This window comes from Marinobacter sp. JSM 1782161 (assembly GCF_011421605.1).
GTDB classification, from domain to species: domain Bacteria; phylum Pseudomonadota; class Gammaproteobacteria; order Pseudomonadales; family Oleiphilaceae; genus Marinobacter_A; species Marinobacter_A bohaiensis.
Map to the genome: position 1 here is coordinate 44,397 of NZ_WSSA01000004.1, position 24,626 is coordinate 69,022.

21 protein-coding genes and 1 riboswitch are annotated in these 24,626 nt (G+C 62.1%); of the genes, 2 read left to right on the forward strand and 19 right to left on the reverse strand.

The annotated features are described in order from the left end of the window. Nucleotides 1-66: 66 nt before the first annotated feature. Both GQB00_RS16610 and nhaB read right to left on the reverse strand, forming a co-directional pair. Nucleotides 67-1,554: a SulP family inorganic anion transporter gene (locus tag GQB00_RS16610; protein WP_165857158.1), complete on the reverse strand. Its 1,488-nt coding sequence runs from the start codon at nt 1,552-1,554 to the stop codon at nt 67-69. An 86-nt stretch (nt 1,555-1,640) separates the two neighbouring features. Then, the gene (gene nhaB, locus GQB00_RS16615; RefSeq protein ID WP_165857159.1) at nt 1,641-3,146 is read right to left on the reverse strand and encodes a sodium/proton antiporter NhaB; all 1,506 of its coding nucleotides are present in this window, start codon (nt 3,144-3,146) and stop codon (nt 1,641-1,643) included. Nucleotides 3,147-3,535: 389 nt separating this feature from the next. On the opposite strand from nhaB, the gene GQB00_RS16620 reads away from it, so the two are divergent. Beyond that, nucleotides 3,536-3,682: a hypothetical protein gene (locus GQB00_RS16620; protein ID WP_162628894.1), complete on the forward strand. Its 147-nt coding sequence runs from the start codon at nt 3,536-3,538 to the stop codon at nt 3,680-3,682. A 62-nt stretch (nt 3,683-3,744) separates the two neighbouring features. On the opposite strand, the gene GQB00_RS16625 is transcribed toward GQB00_RS16620, so the two are convergent. The 17 genes from GQB00_RS16625 to GQB00_RS16705 all read right to left on the reverse strand — a co-directional run bounded on the left by GQB00_RS16625 (nt 3,745) and on the right by GQB00_RS16705 (nt 22,924). Beyond that, nucleotides 3,745-4,989 carry a D-amino acid dehydrogenase gene (locus GQB00_RS16625; RefSeq protein ID WP_165857160.1) on the reverse strand — a complete coding sequence of 415 codons (1,245 nt, stop codon included), beginning with the start codon at nt 4,987-4,989 and terminating at the stop codon, nt 3,745-3,747. Between the two features lie 165 nt (nt 4,990-5,154). Further along, nucleotides 5,155-5,242, reverse strand: a riboswitch (glycine riboswitch). 104 nt (nt 5,243-5,346) lie between these two features. After that, on the reverse strand, nt 5,347-7,179 hold the full coding sequence (glmS, locus tag GQB00_RS16630) for a glutamine--fructose-6-phosphate transaminase (isomerizing) (protein WP_165857161.1): 1,833 nt from the start codon (nt 7,177-7,179) through the stop codon (nt 5,347-5,349). Nucleotides 7,180-7,216: 37 nt separating this feature from the next. Continuing rightward, nucleotides 7,217-8,584: a bifunctional UDP-N-acetylglucosamine diphosphorylase/glucosamine-1-phosphate N-acetyltransferase GlmU gene (glmU, locus tag GQB00_RS16635; RefSeq protein ID WP_165857162.1), complete on the reverse strand. Its 1,368-nt coding sequence runs from the start codon at nt 8,582-8,584 to the stop codon at nt 7,217-7,219. A gap of 173 nt (nt 8,585-8,757) precedes the next feature. Further along, nucleotides 8,758-9,177, reverse strand: a complete 420-nt coding sequence (locus GQB00_RS16640; RefSeq protein ID WP_111498379.1) for a F0F1 ATP synthase subunit epsilon — start codon at nt 9,175-9,177, stop codon at nt 8,758-8,760. Between the two features lie 304 nt (nt 9,178-9,481). Beyond that, the gene (atpD, locus tag GQB00_RS16645) at nt 9,482-10,873 is read right to left on the reverse strand and encodes a F0F1 ATP synthase subunit beta (protein ID WP_111498380.1); all 1,392 of its coding nucleotides are present in this window, start codon (nt 10,871-10,873) and stop codon (nt 9,482-9,484) included. A gap of 53 nt (nt 10,874-10,926) precedes the next feature. Then, nucleotides 10,927-11,796 carry a F0F1 ATP synthase subunit gamma gene (atpG, locus tag GQB00_RS16650; protein ID WP_111498381.1) on the reverse strand — a complete coding sequence of 290 codons (870 nt, stop codon included), beginning with the start codon at nt 11,794-11,796 and terminating at the stop codon, nt 10,927-10,929. A 71-nt stretch (nt 11,797-11,867) separates the two neighbouring features. Next, nucleotides 11,868-13,412: a F0F1 ATP synthase subunit alpha gene (gene atpA / locus GQB00_RS16655; RefSeq protein ID WP_111498382.1), complete on the reverse strand. Its 1,545-nt coding sequence runs from the start codon at nt 13,410-13,412 to the stop codon at nt 11,868-11,870. A gap of 28 nt (nt 13,413-13,440) precedes the next feature. Beyond that, complete coding sequence (locus GQB00_RS16660) at nt 13,441-13,977, reverse strand: F0F1 ATP synthase subunit delta (RefSeq protein ID WP_111498383.1); 537 nt, start codon at nt 13,975-13,977, stop codon at nt 13,441-13,443. A 12-nt stretch (nt 13,978-13,989) separates the two neighbouring features. Beyond that, complete coding sequence (locus GQB00_RS16665; protein WP_111498384.1) at nt 13,990-14,460, reverse strand: F0F1 ATP synthase subunit B; 471 nt, start codon at nt 14,458-14,460, stop codon at nt 13,990-13,992. 68 nt (nt 14,461-14,528) lie between these two features. Beyond that, nucleotides 14,529-14,783: a F0F1 ATP synthase subunit C gene (gene atpE, locus GQB00_RS16670; protein ID WP_004579640.1), complete on the reverse strand. Its 255-nt coding sequence runs from the start codon at nt 14,781-14,783 to the stop codon at nt 14,529-14,531. 59 nt (nt 14,784-14,842) lie between these two features. Then, nucleotides 14,843-15,715: a F0F1 ATP synthase subunit A gene (gene atpB / locus GQB00_RS16675; protein WP_111498385.1), complete on the reverse strand. Its 873-nt coding sequence runs from the start codon at nt 15,713-15,715 to the stop codon at nt 14,843-14,845. Nucleotides 15,716-15,734: 19 nt separating this feature from the next. Then, complete coding sequence (locus GQB00_RS16680; protein ID WP_165857163.1) at nt 15,735-16,133, reverse strand: F0F1 ATP synthase subunit I; 399 nt, start codon at nt 16,131-16,133, stop codon at nt 15,735-15,737. Between the two features lie 225 nt (nt 16,134-16,358). Next, a complete protein-coding gene (locus GQB00_RS16685) occupies nt 16,359-17,237 on the reverse strand; it encodes a ParB/RepB/Spo0J family partition protein (protein ID WP_111498475.1) in 879 nt (292 codons plus the stop codon). 52 nt (nt 17,238-17,289) lie between these two features. Beyond that, a complete protein-coding gene (locus GQB00_RS16690; protein WP_111498387.1) occupies nt 17,290-18,084 on the reverse strand; it encodes a ParA family protein in 795 nt (264 codons plus the stop codon). Nucleotides 18,085-18,086: 2 nt separating this feature from the next. After that, nucleotides 18,087-18,743, reverse strand: coding sequence for a 16S rRNA (guanine(527)-N(7))-methyltransferase RsmG (gene rsmG / locus GQB00_RS16695; RefSeq protein ID WP_165857164.1), 657 nt, complete (start codon nt 18,741-18,743; stop codon nt 18,087-18,089). Further along, nucleotides 18,740-20,626, reverse strand: coding sequence for a tRNA uridine-5-carboxymethylaminomethyl(34) synthesis enzyme MnmG (gene mnmG, locus GQB00_RS16700; RefSeq protein WP_323127308.1), 1,887 nt, complete (start codon nt 20,624-20,626; stop codon nt 18,740-18,742). The genes rsmG and mnmG overlap by 4 nt, the downstream gene beginning before the upstream one ends. A gap of 417 nt (nt 20,627-21,043) precedes the next feature. Next, on the reverse strand, nt 21,044-22,924 hold the full coding sequence (locus GQB00_RS16705; RefSeq protein ID WP_165857165.1) for an MFS transporter: 1,881 nt from the start codon (nt 22,922-22,924) through the stop codon (nt 21,044-21,046). 432 nt (nt 22,925-23,356) lie between these two features. Here GQB00_RS16705 and GQB00_RS16710 point away from each other — a divergent pair, with 432 nt between their 5' ends. Then, complete coding sequence (locus GQB00_RS16710) at nt 23,357-24,613, forward strand: EAL domain-containing protein (protein WP_165857166.1); 1,257 nt, start codon at nt 23,357-23,359, stop codon at nt 24,611-24,613. The last annotated feature ends 13 nt before the right edge of the window (nt 24,614-24,626 follow it).

A 24,626-nucleotide genomic window follows, 5' to 3' on the forward strand; every position in this document is an offset into this window, starting at 1 on the left:
GGTCCGGCTTTCTTGTTCGATCAAAGCAGTTTCGACCAGTTTGCCCCGAATGACGGGGCCACGTCATCAGTGGCCCATCAGATCGTCGACGGCACCGGGTTTGTCGTGCACGCCGAAGCGGTCGACGATGGTGGCGCTGGCCTCGTTCAGGCCGATCACTTCCACATCGGCGCCTTCCCGGCGAAACTTGATGACCGCCTTGTCCAGCGCGCCGACGGCGGTGATGTCCCAGAAATGGGCCCGGCTCAGGTCGATGACCACGTTATCCACGCCTTCCTTGAAGTCGAACGAGGCCAGGAACTTCTCGGTGGAACTGAAGAACACCTGCCCCACCACGGTGTAGACGCGGCGACGGCCTGCGCCATCCAGCTCGGACGTGACCGCCATGAAGTGCCCGATCTTGTTGGCAAAGAACAGCGCCGCCAGCAACACGCCGGCCAGCACGCCCAGCGCCAGGTTGTGGGTGGCCACCACCACACACACGGTGACCAGCATCACCAGGTTGGTGGACAGCGGGTAGTGGCGCAGATTGCGCACCGAATCCCAGCTGAACGTCCCGATCGACACCATGATCATCACCGCCACCAGGGCCGCCATGGGGATCTGCACCAGCCAGTCCTGCAGCACCAGCACCATGAACAGCAGGAAGCAGCCGGCCACCAGGGTGGACAGCCGGGTGCGGCCGCCGGATTTCACGTTGATCACCGTCTGGCCGATCATCGCGCAACCGGCCATGCCGCCCAGCAGGCCGGAACCGATGTTGGCCAGGCCCTGGCCCTTGCACTCGCGGTTGCGGTCACTGGGCGTGTCGGTCAGGTCGTCGACGATGGTGGCGGTCATCAGCGATTCCAGCAGGCCCACCGCGGCCAGTGGCAGCGAGTACGGCAGGATGATCCACAGGGTCTCGAGGTTCATCGGCACGTCCGGCCACAGGAACACCGGCAGGGTGTCGGGCAGGTCGCCCATGTCGCCAACGGTGCGCACGTCCAGCCCCAGCAGGATGGAGACGATGGTCAGGGAGATGATGCAGATCAGCGGCGACGGCAGCACCTTGCCCACTTTCGGTATCAGCGGGAACAGGTAGATGATGCCCAGACCCGCGGCGGTCAGGGCGTAGACGTGCCAGGTGACGTTGGTCAGCTCCGGCAGCTGCGCCATGAAGATCAGGATCGCCAGGGCATTAACGAAGCCGGTCACCACCGAGCGCGACACAAAGCGCATCAGCGAACCCAGCCGGATGTAGCCGGCGATTATCTGGAACACACCGGTCAGCAACGTCGCCGCCATTAAATACTGCAGTCCGTGCTCCTTGACCAGGGTCACCATCAGCAGCGCCATGGCGCCGGTGGCCGCGGAAATCATGCCCGGCCGACCGCCGGCGAAGGCAATCACCACCGCGATGCAGAACGAGGCGTAGAGGCCCACACGCGGGTCCACGCCGGCAATGATCGAGAACGCGATGGCCTCGGGAATCAGCGCCAGCGCCACCACGATGCCGGACAGCACGTCCGCACGCGTGTTGGAGAACCAGTTTTTCTTAATGGAATTCAACATGCCAAAAACCTTTGGGGGATGTCATACGAAAACAGACACGGCGCCTGCGCACCGTGTCTGTTTGAAGCATTGGTTGTGCCAGTCGATTACGTCAGGTAGATGACACACAACAGCCCGACGCTCCCCATCACCAGCGTGTAGGGGAAGGCCATCATCACCATGCGGCCGTAGGACAGCCGCACCAGCGGTGCGATGGCGGAGGTCAGCAGGAACAGAAAGGCCGCCTGCCCGTTGGGCGTGGCCACGCTGGGCAGGTTGGTGCCGGTATTGATGGCCACCGCCAGCTGTTCGAAATGCGCCTGGGAGATCGCGCCTGACTCCAGGGCCTGCTTGATTTCGCCGATGTACACGGTGGCCACGAACACGTTGTCGCTGATCATCGACAGCAACCCGTTCGCCACGAAGAACATGCCCGGCTGCTGGGCATCGGGTAGCGAAAGCACATAGTCTATCACGGGCGAGAACAGGTGCTGCTCGTGGATCACCGCGACAACCGCGAAGAACACCACCAGCAGCGCGGTAAACGGCAGGGCCTCCTGAAACGCCTTGCCAATCTGGTGTTCATCGGTGATGCCGGTAAACGCCGTGATCAGCACGATCACCAGCAACCCGATCAGCCCCACTTCCGCCACGTGCAGCGCCAGCCCCAGCACCAGAACCACGGCCGCCAGCGCCTGGACGCAGAGTGCCGCCCGGTCGGCAGGGGTGCGCTTGCGGCGCTGGTCATCGGCAAACTCCTCCAGCACCCGGCGTACCGGTTTGGGTAACCGTGCGCCGTAACCAAAGCGGCCGGTCTTTTCCAGAAGCAGGCAGGTCAGCAGGCCCGCCGCCAGCACAGGCAGGCTAACCGGCGCCATACGTTCGAAGAAAGCGACGAAATCCCAGCCCACTTCCTTGGCAATCAGCAGGTTCTGGGGTTCGCCCACCATGGTCGCCACACCGCCCAGCGCCGTACCCACCGCGCCGTGCATCAACAGGCTGCGCAGGAAGGCGCGGAACTGCGCCAGGTCTTCCCGGTGCAGTTCGACGACCTCGTGGTCGCTCTGGGCATCGTGGTCGTCGTGATGATAGCCCTTGCCTGAGGCCACCCGGTGGTAGACCGAGTAAAAGCCAACCGCGACGCTGATGATCACGGCGGTGACGGTGAGGGCATCGAGGAACGCCGAGAGCAGCGCCGCCATCAGCGAGAACAGCAACGCCAGCTTGGTCTTCGACCGCACCCCCACCAGGATCTGGGTGAAGGTCACCAGCAGCAGGTCCTTCATGAAATAGATCCCCGCCACCATGAACATCAGCAGCATGATCACCGGCAGGTTGTGCAGCACTTCCAGATAGACCGAGTCGGAATCCGTCAGACCGATCAGCAGGGCTTCCACCGCCAGCAGGCCGCCCGGCTGCAGCGGATAGCACTTGAGGGCCATGGCCAGGGTGAAGATGAATTCCGCCACCAGGCACCAGCCGGTCGCCACCGGCCCCACGGACAGCATGAGCAACGGGTTGGCGACCAGGAAAAAGAGGATGGTCTGCTTGTACCAGTTGGGCGCATTGCCCAGGAAATTGGCGGAAAAACCGCCGAACAGTGTCTTTGGCATGGATGGACAGCCTTGGCCGATTGATTCGCTGCAGCCGGCTGCGGCGAGGATCGCCCGCACGGCCTGTCTGAAAAATGTCCGGCATCTTAGCAAACAGGCCAAATGAATGGCATATCAGGCCGGGAATAGAGGCCTAAAGACGTATCCCTTCGGCACCAAGGCAGAAGCCCGGACGGACCTCTCCTGGCTGGAGGCCAGCGCTGATAGGTAAAACATTGCACCGCTCATCAAATGATAATAATTTTCATTTGCCTTTTGCGGCGAGCTGGACCAATCTGCTAGGGAGCTTCTGAAAAGCCCAAGCTGCGGCGACTCCGCCAACAGTGCGGTCGGCAGGGTCTGGACTTTTCAGAGACTCACCAGTGGGAAGATATCAGTGGAGCAGCCCCATGAGTGAATCCGTGACCCAGATGGCAGGATCGTCCACCACCCTGTGCCAGGCCTGGCGCAAACTGCGCAATCAGGCCCGCAACGAACGCCAGCCGATCCCGCGTCGTCCGCGCGGTCGACCCGCATCGGCGACGGCCTCCTCCTGACGGGGATACCGGAAGTACGGCGGAGCGGTCTCGCCCCGCCCCGAGGATCGACAGACGTCGGATCAGTGCGACACGCTGACCGATTCGGCCGCGTTCGCACCTTCCACCGCGTCGGCCAGTAGCTCGGCCGTGGCCGCGGACAGGGTCCAGCCGAGATGGCCATGGCCGGTGTTGTAGAACACCGTCGGCAGGTGCCCTGACCCCACCTTGGGCATCATGTTGGGCAGCATCGGTCGCAGGCCCGCCCAGGGCACCACACGACGTGTGCTCACGCCGGGGAAACACTGTTCCACCCAATCGGTCAGCGGGCGGATGCGGTCGGCGCGGATGTCCCGGTTGAAACCGTTGAATTCGGCGGTGCCCGCCACCCGGAAACGGTCGTCCCCCAGACGGCTGGTCACGATCTTGGTCTCGTCGTCCAGCAGGCTCACTTCCGGCGCAGAGGCCCGTGACCGCTCGTCGTCCAGTTGCACGGTGATGGAGTAGCCTTTTACCGGGTAGACGTTCACGCGATCACCCAGCTTGGCCGCCAGCGCCCGGCTGCCGGTGCCCGCGCAAATCACGATGCCATCAAACGTATGACGCCGCTCGCCTTCGCCGTTGTCCGCCACGACCCAGGCATGGCTGTCGCTGGCGCCCACATCTTTCACGTCGTGCTCGTAGAACGGGGACATCCCCAACCGCTCCGCCGCCCGGGCCAGGCCGAAGGTGAACTTGTGGATATCGCCAGTGGCGTCGCTCTCGGTGAAGAAACCGCCGTAGTAGGTCCCCGCCAGGGTGGGCTCGATGGAGCGCATCTCCTCCGGCGTGACCGCGCGCCGCTCCAGGCCACCGGCCGCCAGCAGCTTTGATACGTTCGCGGCGTGGTCGAAGCCGGCCTTGTCGCGATAGATGTGCAGGATGCCCTTCTTTTTGAGATCGAAGTCGATGCCTTCGTCGCGCGCCCACTGGAACAGGTAGTCGCGCGCGGTGATGGCCAGGCGGGCGGTTTCGGTGGTGTTGTCGGCGTACTGGGGAATGGCGCCCATGAACTCGGCGAACCAGCTCAGCTTGTGCCAGGAGGGCTTGGGGTTGACCAGCAGCGGTGCGTCGGCGCGCATCATCCACTTCAGGCCCTTGATGATGGTCTGCCAGTTGTTCCAGACCTCGGCGTTGGAGGCCGAGAGCTGGCCGCCGTTGGCAAAGGACGTTTCCATCGCCGCGTAACGGTTCTTCTCGAAAACGGACACGTCGTAGCCGCGCTTGGCCAGACTGTATGCGGTGGTAATGCCGGTAATGCCACCACCGATGACTGCAATGCGTTTCATGCAGATCTCCAGGTCGAATGGGTTTCCCTGCGCCGTTTCCGGCGAAAGCACCCCTTCCGTCATGGAACCTGAGAGATTCACGAATTCTCCGCGGGCGGAGACCGCTTGCTCCTTCGGTGTGCCGCACGCCCTGTATTGGGGGCGTCGGCAGCTCTTCGGAAAGTGATCGTAACAGCGGTCCGTTTGCCTGAGAGTTTCCGGGGTCGTTGCTCCTTCGGCGCTGGATTGAACCAGTCTCTCCCGCTGCGACGAGGGTCCCTCGCGGGACACCCTTCATCGCATAGTAGCAAGGACAGCTATTTCGGAAAACACTTATGCTCGATGGCTGGATCGGGTTACGTGGCGATCAACCCGCCGCTACTCCACCGTCACACTCTTGGCCAGGTTGCGGGGCTGGTCGACGTCGGTGCCCTTGAGCACCGCCACGTGGTAGGACAGCAGCTGCAGTGGCAGGGTGTAGACGATGGGCGCGGTAATCGGATGCACCTCCGGGATCGACAGCACGTGCACCGCCTCTTCCTCTTCCAGGCCGGCACCGTTGTCGGCGAAGACGAACAGCTCGCCGCCCCGGGCCCGGACTTCCTCCAGGTTGGACTTGAGCTTTTCCATCAGCGCGTTGTTCGGGGCCACCGTGACCACCGGCATTTCGCTGTCCACCAGCGCCAGCGGACCGTGCTTGAGTTCACCGGCCGGGTAGGCCTCGGCGTGGATGTAGGAGATTTCCTTGAGCTTGAGGGCACCTTCCAACGCCACCGGGAACATGGCGCCACGGCCCAGGAACAGGCTGTGGTTCTTGTCCATGAAGGCCCGGCTCAGGTCGGCGATGCGGCCGTCCAGGGCCAGGACCTGCTCGGTCTGACGCGGCACATCGCGCAGGGCGCGCACGATGTCGGCCTCCTGCTCGGCGTCCAGGCCGTTGTGACGGGCCAGCGCCAGGGTGAAGATCAGCAGCGCGGTGAGCTGGGTGGTGAAGGCCTTGGTGGAGGCCACGCCGATTTCCGGGCCGGCCTGGGTCATGATCACCAGGTCGGATTCGCGCACCAGCGAGCTGCCCGGCACGTTGCACACCGCCAGGGCGGCGCGGAAGCCGGCTTTCTTGGCCTGGCGCAGGGCCGCCAGGGTGTCGGCGGTTTCGCCGGACTGGGAGATGGTCAGGAACAGGGTGTCGGGCTGGACCACGTGCTTGCGGTAGCGGAATTCCGACGCCACTTCGACGGAACAGGGAATACCGGCCAGCTCTTCGATCCAGTAGCGCGCCACCATGCCGGCGTGGTAGCTGGTGCCGCAGGCGATGATCTGCACGTGGCGCACATCGGCCAACAGATCACCGGCGCTGGTGCCCAGGGCCTGTTCCAGCACTTTGGTCTCGGTCAGACGGCCTTCCATGGTGGCCTGGATGACCTTGGGCTGCTCGTAGATTTCCTTGAGCATGAAGTGCCGGTACTCGCCCTTGTCGGCGGCTTCCAGACTGTGCTCGAAACGGCTGACCGGGCGCTCCACCGGCTTGTCGTCGGCGTCCCAGACCTGCACCCGGTCCTTGCGGATCTCGGCGATGTCGCCTTCTTCCAGGAACATGAAACGGTCGGTGACCGGCAGCAGCGCCAGCTGGTCGGAGGCGATGAAGTTCTCGCCGATGCCAACGCCGATCACCAGCGGGCTGCCCTGGCGGGCAACGATCAGGTGTTCGGGCTCGTCGGCGTGCAGCACGGCCAGGGCAAAGGCGCCTTCCAGCTCGGCGATGGCGGCTTTCACCGCGCTGATGAAATCGCCCTGCTTGCGGAACCAGGATTCGATCAGGTGGGCGACCACCTCGGTGTCGGTCTGGGAGCTGAACTCGAAGCCTTCGCCTTTCAGACGCTCGCGCAGGGCCTGGTAGTTCTCAACGATGCCGTTGTGGACCACCGCCAGGCGCTCGCCGGACATGTGCGGGTGGGCGTTGCGCTGGGACGGCTCACCGTGGGTGGCCCAGCGGGTGTGGGCGATGCCGATCACACCGCGGTGATGGGCCTTGTCCAGAACCTCGGCCAGGGCGCTGACCTTGCCCACTTCCCGCTCCCGCTGCAGCTCGCCGTCCGGATTGAGCACGGCCATGCCGGCCGAGTCGTAGCCCCGGTATTCCAGGCGCTTGAGCCCTTCCAGGAGAATGGCGGGAACATCCCGCTCGGATATGGCGCCTACGATTCCACACATGTGACTGTCCTGTACCTGATGTTGCTGCTGTTACGGATTACGACTTTTCCGGGCGTGACCAGTTCTGGATGTTGCGCTGCCGGCCCCGGGCCACCGCCAGTTCGTCCGCCTCGATGTTGCGGGTGATGGTCGAACCGGCGCCAACGGTGGCGTTGTCGGCAATGCTGACCGGCGCCACCAGCGCGGTATTGGACCCTACGAACACGCCATCGCCGATGCGGGTCTGGTGCTTGTTCACCCCATCATAGTTGCAGGTGATGGTCCCCGCACCCACGTTGACGTCCCGCCCCAGGGTGGCATCGCCCACATAGCTGAGATGATTGATCTTGGAGCCTTCGCCGACCACGGCTTTCTTGGTTTCGACGAAGTTACCCACCTTGGTGCGATCAGCCAGCTCCGTGCCGGGACGCAGGCGGGCAAACGGTCCGATCTGGGCACCGGCGCCGACGATGGCGCCGTCGATCACGCTGTTAGCCTCGACTCTGGTGCCGGGGCCCAGACGGGCGTTGCGCAGCAGGCAGTTGGGACCGATCTCGACGCCGTCGGCAAGGGTCACGTCGCCTTCGAACACGGCGTTAACGTCGATGACGACGTCGCGCCCGACCTCAAGCCGGCCGCGCACGTCCACCCGCGCCGGATCCAGCAGCGTCGCGCCTTCGATCATCAGGCGACGGGCTTCCTCCGCCTGGTGCCAGCGCTCCAGCTCCGCCAGCTGGATGCGGTTGTTGACGCCCTGCACTTCGAACGCGGTTTGCGGATGGGCCACTTTCACCGCCACATCGCGACTCGCCGCCATGGCGATCACGTCGGTCAGATAATACTCGCCCTGGGCGTTGCTGTTCGACAGCTGGGGCAGCCAGTCCTTGAGGTGGCGGGCGTGAACGCCGAGGATACCGGTGTTCACTTCACGGATGCGCTTCTGGTCGTCGCTGGCGTCTTTCTGCTCGACGATCGCCTGCACATTGCCCCCGTCGTCCCGCACGATGCGGCCGTAGCCGTCGGGATCCGGCAGTTCCACGGTCAGCAGCCCCAGCGCCGTCTCACTCACCTGGCCGGCCAGGTGGCTCAGGGTTTCGCTGCGAATCAGCGGCACGTCGCCGTACAGGACCAGCACCCGGGCGTCCTCGGGCACGTCCGGCAGCGCCTGGGCCACGGCATGACCAGTCCCCAGCTGCTGTTCCTGCAGCGCCCAGTGCAGGTTGTCGTCGCTGATCGACGCCCGCACCTTGTCCGCGCCGTGACCGATCACCACGTGGATGCCGGCGGCGTCCAGGGAGCGGGCCGTATCGATGACGTGATGCAGCATGGGTTTGCCGGCCACCGGATGGAGGACCTTGGGCAGGCTGGATTTCATGCGCGAGCCTTCACCCGCGGCGAGAATGACGACGTGGAGGGGGGATGTCATGGAATGTCGGTTCCTTGCATCATCAATGATCCGTGCGTTCGACCCACTGTGCTGGAGCCGGGGAAAATCGGCCCGGGCCGTTATGAAAAAAGCCGCGTTCCGTCGCAACAGGCCCGGAGGCGCCGTTACAGCGGAAGGCGGCTTTCGAGTTTACAGTACAGCGGGAGCGCTGTTTAGCGGCTCTTGCGCAGCTGCTGGATGGTTCTCAGCTTGGCCACGGCTTCTGCCAGTTCGGCAGCCGCCCGGCTGTACTCAAACTCACTGGTCTTGTTCGCCAGTGCCTTCTCGGCTTCACGCTGGGCTTCCTGGGCCGCGGCTTCATCCACGTCCTTGGCGCGCTCAGCGGTGTCCGCCAGAAGGGTCACCAGGTTGGACTGAACTTCCAGGTAGCCCCCGGACACGTAGAGGATTTCCTCCTCACCGCCCTGCTTGATCACGCGAACCGGCCCCGGTTTCAGGGCCGTCAGCAGCGGCGTGTGTCCCGGTGCAATACCCAGGTCCCCTTCGGAACCGGCCGCGATCAGCATCTCGACCAGTCCGGAGAAGATTTTCTGTTCAGCACTGACGACATCGCAATGTATGGTCATAGCCATTTCTTAGCCTCTTTGATCAGTAGGGAGCCTCTGATCAGGTCTATTGGTGATTCTGGCTCGCCCTGAAAGCCGGAATCAAGGCGCGGCTTTGCAGGAAGGCTGGTTGCCTTTCAAAAAGGCGCAACGCAGAGTCCGGCTTTCAGGGCGAGCCCCTTACGGGCAAGCCTTGTGAGCCTTTCTGGTCTGCGTTGCTCATCTTGCCAATGGAACCACCATTGTTGGCGATTCGCGCCTTGCCAGAAAGGCTCACAAGGCTTGCAGAATCGCCAATAGACTTAATCAGAGGCTCCTAGGAAATCGGGCCTCAGCTTTCTTTGGCCTTCATTTCCTTCGCTTTCTCAACGGCTTCTTCAATTGTACCGACCATGTAGAACGCCTGCTCAGGCATGTCGTCATAGTCACCGTCCAGGATACCCTTGAAGCTGCTGATGGTCTCCTTCAGCGGCACGTATTTACCCGGTGCGCCGGTGAAGACTTCAGCCACGTGGAACGGCTGGGACAGGAAACGCTCGATCTTACGGGCGCGGGCGACGGTCAGTTTGTCTTCTTCTGACAGTTCGTCCATACCCAGGATCGCGATGATGTCCTTGAGCTCCTTGAAGCGCTGCAGAACGGTCTGCACGCCACGGGCCACGTCGTAGTGCTCGTGACCGATGACCAGCGGATCCAGCTGACGGGAGGTGGAATCCAGCGGGTCGATCGCCGGGTAGATACCCTTGGAGGCGATGTCACGGCTCAGTACCACGGTCGCATCCAGGTGCGAGAAGGTGGTGGCCGGCGACGGGTCGGTCAAGTCATCCGCCGGTACGTAGACCGCCTGGACTGACGTGATGGAGCCGGTCTTGGTGGAGGTGATCCGCTCCTGCAGCTGGCCCATCTCTTCGGCCAGGGTCGGCTGGTAACCTACCGCGGACGGCATACGACCCAGCAGGGCCGATACTTCGGTACCCGCCAGGGTGTAACGGTAGATGTTGTCGACGAACAGCAGGACGTCACGGCCTTCATCACGGAATTTTTCCGCCATGGTCAGGCCGGTCAGGGCTACACGCAGACGGTTCCCGGGGGGCTCGTTCATCTGGCCGTAAACCATCGCCACCTTGTCGAGAACGTTGGACTCCTTCATTTCGTAGTAGAAGTCGTTACCCTCACGGGTACGCTCACCGACACCGGCGAATACGGACAGGCCGGAGTGCTCTTTGGCGATGTTGTTGATCAGCTCCATCATGTTGACGGTCTTACCAACACCCGCACCCCCGAAGAGGCCAACCTTACCACCCTTGGCGAACGGGCAGATCAGGTCGATGACCTTGATGCCGGTTTCCAACAGGTCGGCGGAAGCGGCCTGGTCGGCGTAGCCCGGCGCCTTGCGGTGAATCTCCCAACGCTCTTCTTCGCCGATGTCGCCGGCTTCGTCGATGGGACGGCCCAGCACGTCCATGATCCGGCCCAGGGTCGGGGTGCCGACCGGAACGGAAATGGCCTTGCCAGTGTTTTCTGCCTTCAGGCCACGCTTGAGGCCTTCAGTGCTGCCCATGGCGATGGTACGAACAATACCGTCGCCCAGCTGCTGCTGGACTTCCAGGGTTGTTTCGCCACCTTCAAGCAGCAGCGCGTCATATACTTTGGGTACGGAGTCACGCGGGAATTCCACGTCGATAACCGCGCCAATGATCTGAACGATGTGTCCGCTACTCATGCTCGGTTCCTCGTTATCTTAAAGTCACAAAAACCAGTTGGGTCGTGAGGTCATCAGACCGATGCTGCACCACTCACGATTTCCGAAATCTCCTGGGTGATCGCTGCCTGGCGGGCCTTGTTATAGGCCAGCTGCAGGTCGTCGATGATGTTGCCCGCGTTGTCGGTGGCGCTCTTCATCGCAATCATCCGCGCCGCCTGTTCACAGGCAAGGTTCTCCATCACACCCTGATAAACCTGAGATTCGATATAACGTGTCAGAAGACCATCGAGAATCGGCCGGGCATCTGGCTCGTAGATGTAATCCCACTGGTTCTTTTTGACGTCTTCATCAGTGTCTTCAGTCGCCGGCAACGGCAGCAGCTGATCAACCTTCGGCGTCTGCGTCATGGTGTTCTCGAACTCGTTCGACACCAGGTACAAACGATCGATCTTGCCTTCGGCGAAGGCATCGAGCATGACCTTGACGTTACCGATCAGCTGGTCGGCACCCGGGGTGTCCCCCAGTTGGGTCAGTGCTGCGATGACGTTGCCGCCGTAGTTGCGGAAAAAGGAGGCGCCTTTCTGGCCGATGGCACAGAGATCGGCGTCCACGCCCTTTTCCTTCCATTGCCGCATATCCCGGACCAGGGTCTTGAACAGGTTGATGTTCAAACCACCACAGAGGCCCCGGTCTGAGGACACCACGATATAGCCGACGCGCTTGACGTCGCGTTCGACCATGAACGGATGCACATACTGGGCATTCGCGCGTGCGATGTGCCCGATGACCTGCCGCATCTTGTCCGCATACGGGCGCGTGGCCTGCATGCGTTCCTGAGCCTTGCGCATCTTGGACGCCGCCACCATTTCCATGGCGGAGGTGATCTTCTGCGTGCTCTTGATGCTGGAGATCTGGTTACGTATTTCTTTTCCGACGGCCATAACTCACTGCCTTTTCAAGTTAGACACTCGAGCCTGAACTGACTGGGCCCGCCTTGGGGCGGGCCGGCGTCTTACCAGGTCTGAGTGGTCTTGAATTTCTCGATTGCAGCTTTCAGGCCTGAGGCGATCTCGTCGTTGTAATCGCCCTTCTCGTTGATCTTGGCCAGGAGCTCAGCCTGTTCGCTGCGCATCCAGTCCAGCAGGGCGGCTTCGAATGCAACCACCTTGTTGACATCAACGTCGTCGAGGAAACCTTCGTTCGCTGCATACAGAACCGTACCCATTTCAGCCACGGACATCGGGCTGTACTGGTTCTGCTTCATGAGTTCGGTTACCCGCTGACCATGCTCAAGCTGCTTGCGGGTCGCCTCGTCCAGGTCCGACGCAAACTGGGCGAAAGCCGCCAGTTCGCGGTACTGGGCCAGGGCCAGACGGATACCGCCACCCAGCTTCTTCATGATCTTGGTCTGGGCGGAACCACCGACCCGGGAAACCGAGATACCCGCGTTCATCGCCGGACGGATGCCGGAGTTGAACAGGTTGGTTTCCAGGAAGATCTGACCGTCGGTGATGGAGATGACGTTGGTCGGTACGAACGCCGATACGTCACCCGCCTGGGTCTCGATGATCGGCAGCGCCGTCAGGGAACCGGTCTGGCCTTTCACTTCGCCGTTGGTCAGCTGCTCGACGTATTCCGCGTTCACGCGGGAAGCGCGCTCCAGCAGACGTGAGTGCAGGTAGAACACGTCACCCGGGTAGGCTTCACGGCCCGGCGGACGACGCAGCAGCAGGGAGATCTGGCGATACGCCACGGCCTGCTTGGACAGGTCGTCGAACACGATCAGGGCGTCTTCGCCGCGGTCGCGGAAGTATTCACCCATGGAGGTACCGGCGTACGGGGCCAGGAACTGCATGGCGGCCGGATCAGCGGCACCGGCGGCCACAACAATGGTGTGGTCCATGGCGTCGTGTTCTTCCAGCTTGCGCACAACGGCGGCAATGGAAGACTGCTTCTGGCCGACGGCAACGTAGATACACTTGATGCCGCTGTCTTTCTGGTTGATGATCGCGTCGATGGCGACGGCGGTCTTACCGATCTGACGGTCACCGATGATCAGCTCACGCTGGCCACGACCGATCGGCACCATGGTGTCGATGGCTTTCAGACCGGTCTGGACCGGCTGGTCAACGGACTGACGGGCGATAACGCCCGGCGCCACTTTCTCGATCGGAGCGGTCTTGTCGGTGCCCAGTTCGCCCTTGCCGTCAATCGGGTTACCCAGTGCGTCGACGACGCGACCGAGCAGCTCGTTACCCACGGGGACTTCCAGGATACGACCGGTACAGCGGACCTTGCCGCCTTCTTCCAGACCTTCGTAATCACCCAGGACAACCGCGCCGACGGAATCACGCTCAAGGTTGAGCGCCATGCCGAAGATGCCGTTGTCGAATTCAATCATCTCGCCGTACATGACGTCGGCCAGACCGTGGACACGCACGATGCCGTCGGAAACCGACAGGATGGTACCTTCGTTACGTGCTTCGGAAGAGATATCGAGCTTCTCGATCCTCTTCTTGATGATGTCACTGATCTCGGATGGATTCAGTTGCTGCATGCCTTTATCCTCAAACCTTGTGCAGAAATCAGGAGCCCAGAGCGTCGGTCAGCTGCGCGATCTTTCCGCGTACAGAGGCGTCGATAACCATATCGCCGGCGCGGATCAGCACTCCCCCGATCAGGGCGGGCTCGACCTTGCTGGAAAGGCTCACTTTGCGATCCAGTTTCTTTGACAGTGCCTGGCTGAGCGTCTGCTTCTGCTCATCTGTCATCTCATACGGCGCGCTCACCTCGACATCCACGGTGCGGTCGATCTCGGCACGGTAGGTGTCGTAAAGCTCGGCAATTTCCGGCAGCAGCGCCAGGCGCCGCTTTTCGGACAGGAGGGATACAAAATTCCTGAACTGCTCGGAAACTGAGCCGTCGTAGAGGTCGATCAGAAACTCAGCTTTGCTCGCTTCGGGCACATTCGGATTACCCAGAAGCTGACGCACGTCACTGTCAGACGCGACCTGTGCAGCAAAAGCCAGCGATTCCGCCCACTCGGCCAGTTGATTCTGGTCCTGAGCGGCCTGGAACGCGGCTTTCGCATAAGGCCGGGCTAGCGTTGTCAGTTCTGCCATGATGAACCTCTTTTAGAGTTCCGCTGCGAGCTTGTTCAGCATTTCGCTGTGCTTGTCAGCGTCGACAGAGGTCTCCAGGATCTTTTCTGCGCCGGCAATCGCGATGGCCGCGATTTCTGCACGCAGGGCTTCGCGGGCCTGATTGCGTTCCTGCTCGATTTCCGAGCGGGCCTGCTCAACGAGGCGCTCGCCTTCTTTGCGAGCGTCATCCTTGGCAGCATCCACAATGCTGTTGGCGCGCTTGTTGGCCTGATCAATGAGCGCAGCGGCCTGCTCTTTGGCTTCACGCAGTTCCTGGGCAGCTTTTTCCTGAGCCAGTTCCAGGTCACGTGAGGCGCGCTCTGAGGCAGCCAAACCATCGGCAATTTTCTTTTGACGCTCCTGCATGGCGGCCATAATCGGCGGCCAGACGTACTTCATGCAGAAGACGACAAAGATAAAGAACGCGATTGCTTGACCGATCAGCGTCAAATTAATGTTCACGTCTTCACCTCTCGCCTGTCGTATAGAGCTCGTTCAAAATCGGAAATCGCCTCTTGCGAGGCGATTCATTAACCGACCTGAGCGACGAACGGGTTGGCGAAGGTGAAGAACAGCGCGATACCAACACCGATCATGGTGACGGCGTCCAGCAGGCCGGCAACGATGAACATCTTGACCTGCAGCATCGGGGTCATTTCCGGCTGACGCGCGGCGCCTTCCAGGAACTTGCCACCCAGGATACCGAAGCCAATCGCAGTACCCAGGGCACCCAGGCCGATCAGCAGAGCAACGGCAATCGCGGTCATTCCAACTACAGTTTCCATGATAACTCCCAGTTTTCAGTTAGTAGGTTTCAAGTTATGGGTTTTCGGTTTAAAGCGTTTTAGTGATTATCTTCGTGCGCCATGCTCAGGTACACGATGGTCAGCATCATGAAGATGAAGGCCTGCAGCGTGATAATCAGGATGTGGAAAATGGCCCAGGGCACGGACAGCGCCCACTGTGCCCAGAACGGCAGCAGTGCAATCAGGATGAAGATCAGCTCGCCCGCGTAGAGGTTACCGAACAGACGCAGTGCCAGGGAAACCGGCTTGGCCAGCAGGCTGACGCCTTCCAGCAGCAGGTTGACCGGGATCAGCAGGACCTTCAGGAAAAAGTTGTCGGAGCTGAACGGATGCAGGGTCAGCTCACCCAGGAAGCCCCCCAGGCCCTTGACCTTGAGGCTGTAGAAAATGATCAGCGCGAACACCGACAGGGACATGCCCAGGGTCACGTTGACGTCGGTGGTCGGTACCACCTTCATGTATTCGACGCCGGCGGCATGGAACAGCTGGGGCAGGAAGTCCACCGGCACCAGGTCCATCAGGTTCATCAGGAAGACCCAGCAGAAGATGGTCAGCGACAGCGGCGCGATCACCTTGTTGCGGCCGTGGAAGGTCTCTTTGACGCTCGTGTCGACGAAATCGACCATCACTTCGACGAAGTTCTGCAGGCCGCTGGGCTGACCTGAGGTCGCCCGCTTGGCCGCCATGCGGAAGATCACCAGAAAGACAACACCCAGGAAAACGGCCCAGCCCAGGGAATCCACATGCAGCGCCCAGAAGCCCATGTCGGAGGCTTCCTGACCGTTGTGCGCCATGGTCCAGGTGGATTCGTTCAACACGGTGCCGTCTGCACGCTCGTACCCTGCGGGCAACTTGCCATACGTCAAGTTCTGCAGATGGTGCACGATGTATTCTGATGCAGTGCCTGCCATAGTAGTCTCTCGAGTCCTGTTAGCGTCGCTGCGGTCCGCCGCTCATGATGAGAGGCGTCAGCCAGTTTGTCACCAGCATGATCGCAAATGTTAAAAAAAGTGCTGCCACATCAAGTGGCTGAATCCATTTAAAGGCCATCGTGAACAGGATGGCGCACAGGACAAGCTTTCCAGCCTCTCCCTGATAAAACGAACTGACCGTCTGCCTGGCAGACCGTGCCCCGGCATAGCGAAATGCCTTGAGGGCGAAAAACGTGTTGGGGAGAACGAAGATAAAGCCTCCCAGAATGGCGGAATAACCGGCAACCTTACTTTTGAACAGAAAAACCAGACCCACAAACAAGACAACGCCGGCCTGGAACAGTAGCCATCGGAGAACGGGGGGACGGTAGATACCGTTTTTTTTAGCTTTTGCCATGCCCGTCCCGAGAAAATAATGGCCGTTTCTGATTACCAATCCACCTGCATAAGCGCCGCAGATTATATGTTTTCAAAATGGGCGAATCAACAAATCTGCCCAGTTAACGAGCACCTGCGATACAGCGCGCACGAAGAAATGGCACCCATGGTTGTGGATAATTCATTCACCCACAACATGTAGTGTTTTTCACAGAACATTCAGGAAATAGCGGGAAACGGCGACTTACTTGATATGGCCCAGGATGCCATCCAGCTCGTCGAGGCTGCTGTATTCGATCACCAGTTTGCCCTTACCACGCTGGCCGTGACTGATGGCTACACGGGCCCCGAGGCGCTCGGCAAGGTCATCCTGCAGGGCGCGGATATTGGGATCGAGCGCCGGCTTGGCACCGGCTTTCTGGTTTGGCGATTCCTGCTGCAGCTTGCGCACCAGGGCTTCGGTCTGGCGCACGGAGAGGGATTTGGAGACGACCTGACGTGCGGCCTGGCCCTGCAGTTCAGGCGGCAGGGTCAGCATGGCGCGACCGTGCCCCATTTCCAGATCACCGTGCTCAAGCATCACCCGCACGTCCTCGGTCAGGCCGATAAGACGCAGCAGGTTGGTGATGGTGGTGCGGGACTTACCCACCGCCTCTGCCACCTGGGCCTGGGTGAGGCCAAACTCTTCCTGCAGGCGCTGCAGGGCGAAGGCCTCTTCGATGGGGTTGAGGTTCTCGCGCTGGATGTTCTCGATCAGCGCCATGGCGATGGCGGCTTCGTCCGGCACATCGCGGATGATGGCAGGGATCTGGTCCAGTCCGGCCAGTTGGGTCGCGCGCCAGCGCCGCTCGCCGGCGATCAGCTCAAAACGGCCTTCCGCCAGCGGACGCACCACCACCGGCTGCATCACACCCTGCTGACGGATGGAGTCGGCCAGTTCCTGCAGCGCGTCCTGGTCCATGTCCCGGCGCGGCTGGTAGCGGCTGCGCTGGATCAGGTCGACGGGGATGTCCCGCAGCTCGCCGTCGTGCTCACGGATCTCGTCGCCATCCAGGTTGACCTTCGAGCCCGCCAGCAAGGCGCCCAGTCCGCGTTCGCCCAATCCTCGTTTTTTCGCCGCCATCTTGTCCGTCATTCTTCTGTCAGAGTCATCGAAGCCTCAGTCCGGTCAGGCATTACACCGCCACCGGCTGGGTCTTGCGCTGCTGCCCGTTACGCCGGACCATCTCGCCGGCCAGCGCCAGGTAGGCAATTGCGCCCTTGGAAGTGCGGTCGTACTTCAGCGCCGGCACCCCGTAGCTGGGCGCTTCCGCCAGCCGCACGTTGCGCGGGATCACGGCCTTGTAGACCTTGTCGCCGAAGTACTCGTTGAGCTGGGCGGAGACGTCCAGCGTCAGGCTGTTGCGCGGATCGTACATGGTCCGCAGGATGCCTTCGAGTTCCAGGTCCGGGTTCACCGTCTCCTGGATCTGCTCGACGGTGTTCATCAACGCCGCCAGGCCTTCCAGCGCGTAATACTCGCACTGCATGGGGATCAGCACGCTGTCGGCCGCCGACAGCGCGTTCACGGTCAGCAGGTTCAGCGACGGCGGGCAATCCACCAGAATGAAATCGTAACGGTCGCGCACGCTGTTGAGCTGCAGGCGCAGGCGGTGCTCGCGACCGATCTCGTTCATCAGCTCCACTTCCGCCGCGGTCAGATCACCGTTGGCCGCCAGGATGTCGAAGCCGGAGGCGTCCGCGTGGATGATGACATCCGCCGCCGACTGGCGCTTGGTCAGCACGTCGTAGCCGGACAGGGCCAGCGCGTTCTTGTCCACGCCGCTGCCCATGGTGGCGTTGCCCTGTGGATCCATGTCCACCAGCAGCACGCGGCGCTTGGTGGCGCTCAGGGAGGCCGCCAGATTGACGCAGGTCGTGGTCTTGCCCACGCCGCCCTTCTGGTTGGTGACCGCGATGATTCGCGCCATGGTTAGCCTCCTGTCGTCCGAACGCGATCAATGATAAGCAAGTGACGTGCCCCCTCACAACCGGGAATCGCCAGCTCGACATTGCGATCCAGCCGCCAGTCCGCCGGCATGGCTTCCAGTTCCTCGGTGGGATACTGCCCCTTCATCGCCAGGAAGTGGCCGTCCGGCGCCAACAGGTGCCCGCACCAGGCCACCAGATTCTCCAGCGCAGTGAACGCCCGCGAGGTGATCTGCTCAAACCCCTGCCCGGGCTGGAAATCTTCGGCACGGGCGTGGATGACGGTGACGTTATCCAGCCCCAACTCCAGCACGCACTGTGTCAGGAATCGCGTTTTCTTGCTATTGCTGTCGAGCAGGGTGAACTGCCGCCCGGGACAGACGATGGCCAGCGGAATGCCCGGCAGCCCGCCACCGGCGCCCACGTCGAGCAGGTGTTCCGACTTGATATAGGGCAGGATCGCCAGGCTGTCGAGCAACTGGCGCGACACCATCTCGTGCGGCTCGCGCACCGCCGTCAGGTTGTAGGCGCGGTTCCACTTCTGCAGCAGCCCCAGGAAGTCCAGCAGCCGCTGCTGGACGGCCTCGTCCAGCTCCAGCCCCAGCTCGTCGAGCCCGGCCCGCAACTGCCTGGGCCAGGCGTTGTCGACAGCGCCGCTCATGCGGACTGCTTACGCAGCAGATCCCGCTTCTTGAGGTGCACCAGCAACTGGGAAATCGCCGCCGGCGTCACGCCCTGGATGCGTGAGGCCTGGGCCACGGTTTCCGGGCGCACATCCTTGAGCTTCTGCTTGATTTCGTTGGACAGACCGCCCACCGCGTCGTAATCCAGATCGGTCGGCAGCGGCAGGTTCTCGTTGCGGCGCAGGCGATCGATCTCCGCCTCCTGGCGCGAGATGTACCCTTCATACTTCACCTCGATCTCGACCTGGCCGGCGACGATCTCTTCTGCCTGTTCGCCACTGATCTCGGCGATGTGGGCGTAGGTGATTTCCGGCCGGCGCAGCAGATCCGCCAGGGTGTGCTCTTTGTGCAGGGCCTTGTTCAGGTATGGGTTGGCCCGCTCGGCTTCCGGTGTGTTCGGATGCACGTGGGTCTTGTCCAGTCGCTGACGTTCGGTGGCGATGGCCTCGCGCTTGGTGTTGAAGCGCTGCCAGCGGTCCTCGTTGACCAGACCCAGCTTGTGGCCGGTCTCGGTCAGGCGCAGATCGGCGTTGTCTTCGCGCAGGATCAGACGGTATTCCGCGCGGCTGGTGAACATGCGGTACGGCTCGGAGGTGCCCATGGTGATCAGGTCGTCCACCAGTACGCCCAGATAGGCCTCGTCCCGGCGCGGGTACCAGGGGTCTTTTTCCTGCGCCCGCAGCGAAGCGTTGATGCCCGCCAGCAGCCCCTGGGCGCCGGCCTCTTCGTAGCCGGTAGTGCCGTTGATCTGACCGGCAAAGTAGAGCCCGCCGATGAACTTGGTTTCCAGCGTGTGGCGCAGGTCCTGCGGGTTCAGGTAATCGTACTCGATGGCATAGCCGGGACGCGTGATGTGCGCGTTCTCGAAGCCCGGGATCGAACGCACCGCCTTGAGCTGGATATCGAACGGCAGGCTGGTGGAGATGCCGTTGGGGTACAGCTCGCTGACCGTCAGGCCTTCCGGTTCGACGAAAATCTGGTGCGAGTCCTTGTCCGCGAAGCGGTTCACCTTGTCCTCGATGGACGGGCAATAGCGCGGGCCCACGCCCTCGATGTCGCCGGCAAACATGGGCGAGCGGTCAAAGCCGCTGCGGATGATGTCGTGGGTCTCCTCGGTAGTGCGGGTCACGTAGCAGCACACCTGCTCCGGGTGCTGGTCGCGGGAGCCCAGGAAGGACATGACCGGGGTCGGGTCGTCCCCCCACTGTTCCTGCATCACCGAGAAATCGACGCTGCGACGGTCGATGCGCGGCGGCGTGCCGGTTTTCAGGCGACCGACGTTGAACGGCAGTTCGCGCAGGCGCTGTGCCAGGGCAATCGCGGGGGGATCGCCGGCACGGCCGCCGGCGTGGTTCTTCAGCCCCATGTGGATAACCCCACCCAGGAAGGTGCCGGTGGTCAGCACCACGTTGGCGGCGCTGAAGCGGATACCGGTCTGGGTCACCACGCCACGCACCTGGTCGCCTTCGACGATCAGATCGTCGGCGGCCTGCTGGAAGATGGTCAGGTTGGGCTGGTTTTCCAGCACCTCGCGGATGGCGGCTTTATAGAGCACGCGGTCGGCCTGGGCGCGGGTCGCGCGCACCGCCGGTCCCTTGCGGGAATTGAGCACCCGGAACTGGATACCGGCCAGATCCGTGGCCTGCGCCATGGCGCCCCCGAGAGCGTCGATCTCCTTGACCAGATGGCTCTTGCCGATTCCGCCGATGGCGGGGTTGCAGGACATCTGGCCCAGGGTCTCAATGTTGTGGGTCAGCAGCAGCGTACGGGATCCCATCCGCGCGGCCGCCAGGGCAGCCTCGGTACCGGCATGGCCGCCGCCGATTACGATGACATCGAAACGATCCGGGAACTCCACAATACACCTCATGGGAATGGGGAACCTCTGATTCAGCCAGAAGTTCCTGAACAAAATGGGTGCGAAGTATACCGCTTACGTCGGGCAAATTGCAGGGGTTCTGAATACTTTTTAACCAGCCCTTAGAGCCTTTGGGAATAAACACCTTTCAATTCGCAAAAATTGCTTGGCGGCTCAACTGGTTGTGAGGCGCACCTAAGAAAACTTTTCAAAAAACTTATCCACACTGCGGCCAAGTCCCAAACGGCCAAATAACAACAATAACTCATTGATATAAATAAAATAAAAAGTCACTTTCCCACGACTTCTTCAAGGTTATTCATGCTTTTATCCACAACCCCGGGCGTACCCTCTGCACAAACGCCCCCGACCGAAAAGCGGCGATCGGCATGGGGGTAAACGCTTACCCGCCGGGACCACTCACGCTCGCCCTCCACGCAGGGTTTTCACCGCGTCCTCAAGGTCCGCGGCGCTCACCCGTCCGGGTTCCCAGGCTGGCCCGGCCACCAGCCCGATGCGCGACCAGAATCGCTTGGGTGGATGGGTGCCGGCGGTACCGCCTTTGTGACTGAAGACGCTGCCCCAGAGCCCCTGCAACGCCATGGGCACGACCGGCACCGGGGTCTGCTCCACCAGCGTCTCGATGCCCTGGCGGAAGCGGTCAATCTCGCCGTCGGTGGTGAGTTTGCCTTCCGGGAAAATGCACACCACGTTGCCCGCTTCCAGTTCCTCCGCCACCTTCTGCAGGGCCGCGTCGTAGACCTCGGGCTTCTTGCTGCGCGGTGCAATGGGAATGGTCTGGGCCAGACGGAAGAACCAGCCCAGCAACGGCGAGCGGAAGATCCGCTCGTCCATGATGAACCGCACCGGCCGACGCACCGCCCCGGCAATCACCAGCGGATCCGTGTAGGACACGTGATTGCAGACCAGGATGGCCGGCCCCTCGTCCGGGATGTGTTCCAGCCCCTCGTGACGGACACGGTAGATGGTGTGCGACAGGCACCAGATGATGAAACGCAGGGCGAACTCGGGCACCTGGGCGTAGACATAACCGGCCACCACCAGGTTGGCAATGGACAGCACCAGCAGGAATTCGGGAATACTCAGCCCGAACGGGCCCAGCATCAGGGCGCCCACCAGCGCACTGACCACCATGAACAGGGCGTTGATCACGTTCAGCGCGGCGATCACCCGGGCCCGCTTGGCGGCCTCGGCCCGCTGCTGAACGAACGCGTAGAGCGGCACGATGAAAAAGCCGCCAAACAGCCCAACGCCCAGCAGATCCGCCAGCACCCGCAGACCGGAGGCGCTGGTCAGCAGGCTCATCCAGGTGGATTCCACTGGCGCCGCCGGCACGCTGAAGTACAGATCCAGACCGAACAGGCTCAGGCCCAGCGACCCGATGGGCACAATGCCCAGCTCCACCCGGTGGCCGGAGAGTTTCTCACACAGCATCGAGCCCAGGGCGATGCCGATGATGAACACCGCCAGCAGCAGGGTCACCACGGTTTCGTCCCCCAACAGGTCGACCTTGGCGAAGTTGGGGAACTGGGTCAGATAGGCCGCGCCCAGGAACCAGAACCAGGAAATGGCCAGGATGCCCTGGAACACGGCGTGGTTTTCCCGGGCGATGCCGATCAGGCGCCAGGTCTCCCGCAGCGGCTGCAGGCGCAGCGTCAGGTCCGGCGAGGCGGCGGATGCCGACGGCACCTGCCGCGCCGCCAGATACCCCAGCACCGCCATCACCAGCACGCCGATCGCGATCCAGTGCACCGCGTCGGCGCCGGCCATGACCACGCCCGCCAGCAGCATGCCCAGCAGGATCGCGACGAAGGTGCCCATCTCCACCAGGGCGTTGCCGCCGACCAGCTCGTCGTCCCGCAGCACCTGGGGCAGGATGGCGTATTTCACCGGCCCGAAGAACGCCGACTGGGTGCCCATCAGGAACAGCAGGAGGAACATCACCTCGTACCAGCCCTGCCAGAGACCCACGGCAGCGACCAGCATGATCAGGATCTCCGCCGCCTTGACCCAGCGAATCACCCGCGCCTTGTCGTACTTGTCCGCCACCTGCCCGGCAATGCCGGAAAACAGGACGAACGGCAGGATGAACAGCAGCGCCGCCAGGTTCACCGCCACGTCTGTGGATAACCCCAGCAGGCCGCGCGCCACGCCGTAGGTGATCAGGAACAGCAGCGCGTTCTTGAAGAAGTTGTCGTTGAGGGCGCCCAGGAACTGGGTCAGGAAGAACGGCAGGAAACGTCGCTGCCCCATCAGCCGGAACTGGCTTTGATCCGCCATGCGTGGTGGTCCTTTGTTTTCTTTTTCAGGGGCCGTCAAGGCCGGAAAGTCCGTTTTTATCAACGCAGGAGTGTGCGGTAACGCCTGCGCCGCCGCAACTCACGCCCGGCCGGACGATCAGCACCCGCACTCGTCAGGGGCTGCTGCACCATAAAAATGCATTTGCGAACCGAGTTCAGCGTCTGACACACCAGACAACGTTTATTTGACACCCGAATGGCGCGGGTGCCGTCAGAGTTTGATCACCGTGGCATGGCGTTCGCATTGGTTATCGGTTGGGAAACCCGTCATATCATCCCATCTCAGGACGAGCATTGGACGATATGCCCGGCACGATCAAAGCGAACACCCAAAACACAACCGAGCGCGATGGAGTGCCTTGCCTGCGCCGTGTGACCGGAACCGGTGTTGTCCGGCACTAAGAGAGCATCCATGTCGTATGTCGCTTCACTGAAAGCCACGTTCAACCGCACCACCCGCCAGCCACTGCGGGACTATGACTACACATCCGTGTTCCAGCCCATCTTCAGTCCCACGCACCAGCGTCTGGTGGGTTACGAAGCACTGATGCGCGCCAACCGTGACGGCGAAGCCATCGCTCCCCTTGAGGTGTTCCAGCAGGCTGAGGCGCTGCACCAGACCGAATGCCTGGACCGGCGTCTGCAGTCGCTGCACATCAGGACCTTCACCCAGCACCAACCCGACACCTGGCTGTTCCTCAACATCAGCCCTGCCAACTGCGTTCAGCCGGAAAAGGCGTTGGCACACCTGGAGCAGGCCTGTCTCGACCATGATCTGCATCCCGCCCAGGTGGTGCTGGAACTGGTGGAAACCGCCACCGACAACAAGGCCCAACTGCTCGACTTCGTACAGCGGGCCCGAGCCTGGGGTTTCCAGATCGCGGTGGACGACTTTGGGATCGGTGATTCCAATTTCGAGCGGGTGTGGCAGCTGGAGCCGCAGATCATCAAGATCGACCGCAGCCTGCTGGTCAATGCCGAGGTGCATCAGCGCGCCCGACAGTTGCTCAACGGGCTGGTGAGCCTGATCCGGGAGAGCGGCAGCCTGGTATTGATCGAAGGCATCGAAACCCCGGACCAGGCGCGCATCGCCCTGGCCACCGGGGCTGACCTGCTGCAGGGTTTCCTGTTCGGCTACCCGACGCCGCTGGACAAACCACGCACCGCTCCGGAACTGGACTTCGCCGAGCACCTGGCGGTGGTCCAGCGCCACAACCGCCAGGCGGATTATCAGCATTCGGGTTATCTGGACAGCCTGCGCCTGGCCGTGCTGGAGGCCTGCCAGCGCATCGCCGGCCATGACATCCTGGCCGATGCCTGCGCGGGGCTGCTGCAACTGCGCGGCATCAAGCGCTGCTTTATCCTGGATGCCGACGGCATTCAGCAAGGCGGCCTGGCCAGCGAGACGCGGGTGCGCCACACCACGCGATTCAACCCGCTCTATCAGTCGAGCGGCGCCTGCTGGTCACATCGGGAGTACTTCCGGCGTGCGCTGGAGCAGCCCGGCAAGATCAACGTCAGCCGACCCTACGTGGCCCTGCCGGATGCCGTGCGCACCATCACGCTGTCGGCCAGCATCACCCGCCACGGCACGACCCAGGTGTTCTGTGTCGACCTGCACCCCAACGAGCTGTTCGACGGCCAGCTGGATTTCCCCGACAGCCTGTGAATAACCGGACCTG

Coding starts and splice junctions, on each gene's coding strand:
- GQB00_RS16610 (WP_165857158.1), bottom strand. CDS start 1,554: ATGTTGAATTCCATTAAGAAAAACTGGTTCTCCAACACGCGTGCGGAC.
- nhaB (WP_165857159.1), bottom strand. CDS start 3,146: ATGCCAAAGACACTGTTCGGCGGTTTTTCCGCCAATTTCCTGGGCAAT.
- GQB00_RS16620 (WP_162628894.1), top strand. CDS start 3,536: ATGAGTGAATCCGTGACCCAGATGGCAGGATCGTCCACCACCCTGTGC.
- GQB00_RS16625 (WP_165857160.1), bottom strand. CDS start 4,989: ATGAAACGCATTGCAGTCATCGGTGGTGGCATTACCGGCATTACCACC.
- glmS (WP_165857161.1), bottom strand. CDS start 7,179: ATGTGTGGAATCGTAGGCGCCATATCCGAGCGGGATGTTCCCGCCATT.
- glmU (WP_165857162.1), bottom strand. CDS start 8,584: ATGACATCCCCCCTCCACGTCGTCATTCTCGCCGCGGGTGAAGGCTCG.
- GQB00_RS16640 (WP_111498379.1), bottom strand. CDS start 9,177: ATGGCTATGACCATACATTGCGATGTCGTCAGTGCTGAACAGAAAATC.
- atpD (WP_111498380.1), bottom strand. CDS start 10,873: ATGAGTAGCGGACACATCGTTCAGATCATTGGCGCGGTTATCGACGTG.
- atpG (WP_111498381.1), bottom strand. CDS start 11,796: ATGGCCGTCGGAAAAGAAATACGTAACCAGATCTCCAGCATCAAGAGC.
- atpA (WP_111498382.1), bottom strand. CDS start 13,412: ATGCAGCAACTGAATCCATCCGAGATCAGTGACATCATCAAGAAGAGG.
- GQB00_RS16660 (WP_111498383.1), bottom strand. CDS start 13,977: ATGGCAGAACTGACAACGCTAGCCCGGCCTTATGCGAAAGCCGCGTTC.
- atpE (WP_004579640.1), bottom strand. CDS start 14,783: ATGGAAACTGTAGTTGGAATGACCGCGATTGCCGTTGCTCTGCTGATC.
- atpB (WP_111498385.1), bottom strand. CDS start 15,715: ATGGCAGGCACTGCATCAGAATACATCGTGCACCATCTGCAGAACTTG.
- GQB00_RS16680 (WP_165857163.1), bottom strand. CDS start 16,133: ATGGCAAAAGCTAAAAAAAACGGTATCTACCGTCCCCCCGTTCTCCGA.
- GQB00_RS16685 (WP_111498475.1), bottom strand. CDS start 17,237: ATGGCGGCGAAAAAACGAGGATTGGGCGAACGCGGACTGGGCGCCTTG.
- GQB00_RS16690 (WP_111498387.1), bottom strand. CDS start 18,084: ATGGCGCGAATCATCGCGGTCACCAACCAGAAGGGCGGCGTGGGCAAG.
- rsmG (WP_165857164.1), bottom strand. CDS start 18,743: ATGAGCGGCGCTGTCGACAACGCCTGGCCCAGGCAGTTGCGGGCCGGG.
- GQB00_RS16705 (WP_165857165.1), bottom strand. CDS start 22,924: ATGGCGGATCAAAGCCAGTTCCGGCTGATGGGGCAGCGACGTTTCCTG.
- GQB00_RS16710 (WP_165857166.1), top strand. CDS start 23,357: ATGTCGTATGTCGCTTCACTGAAAGCCACGTTCAACCGCACCACCCGC.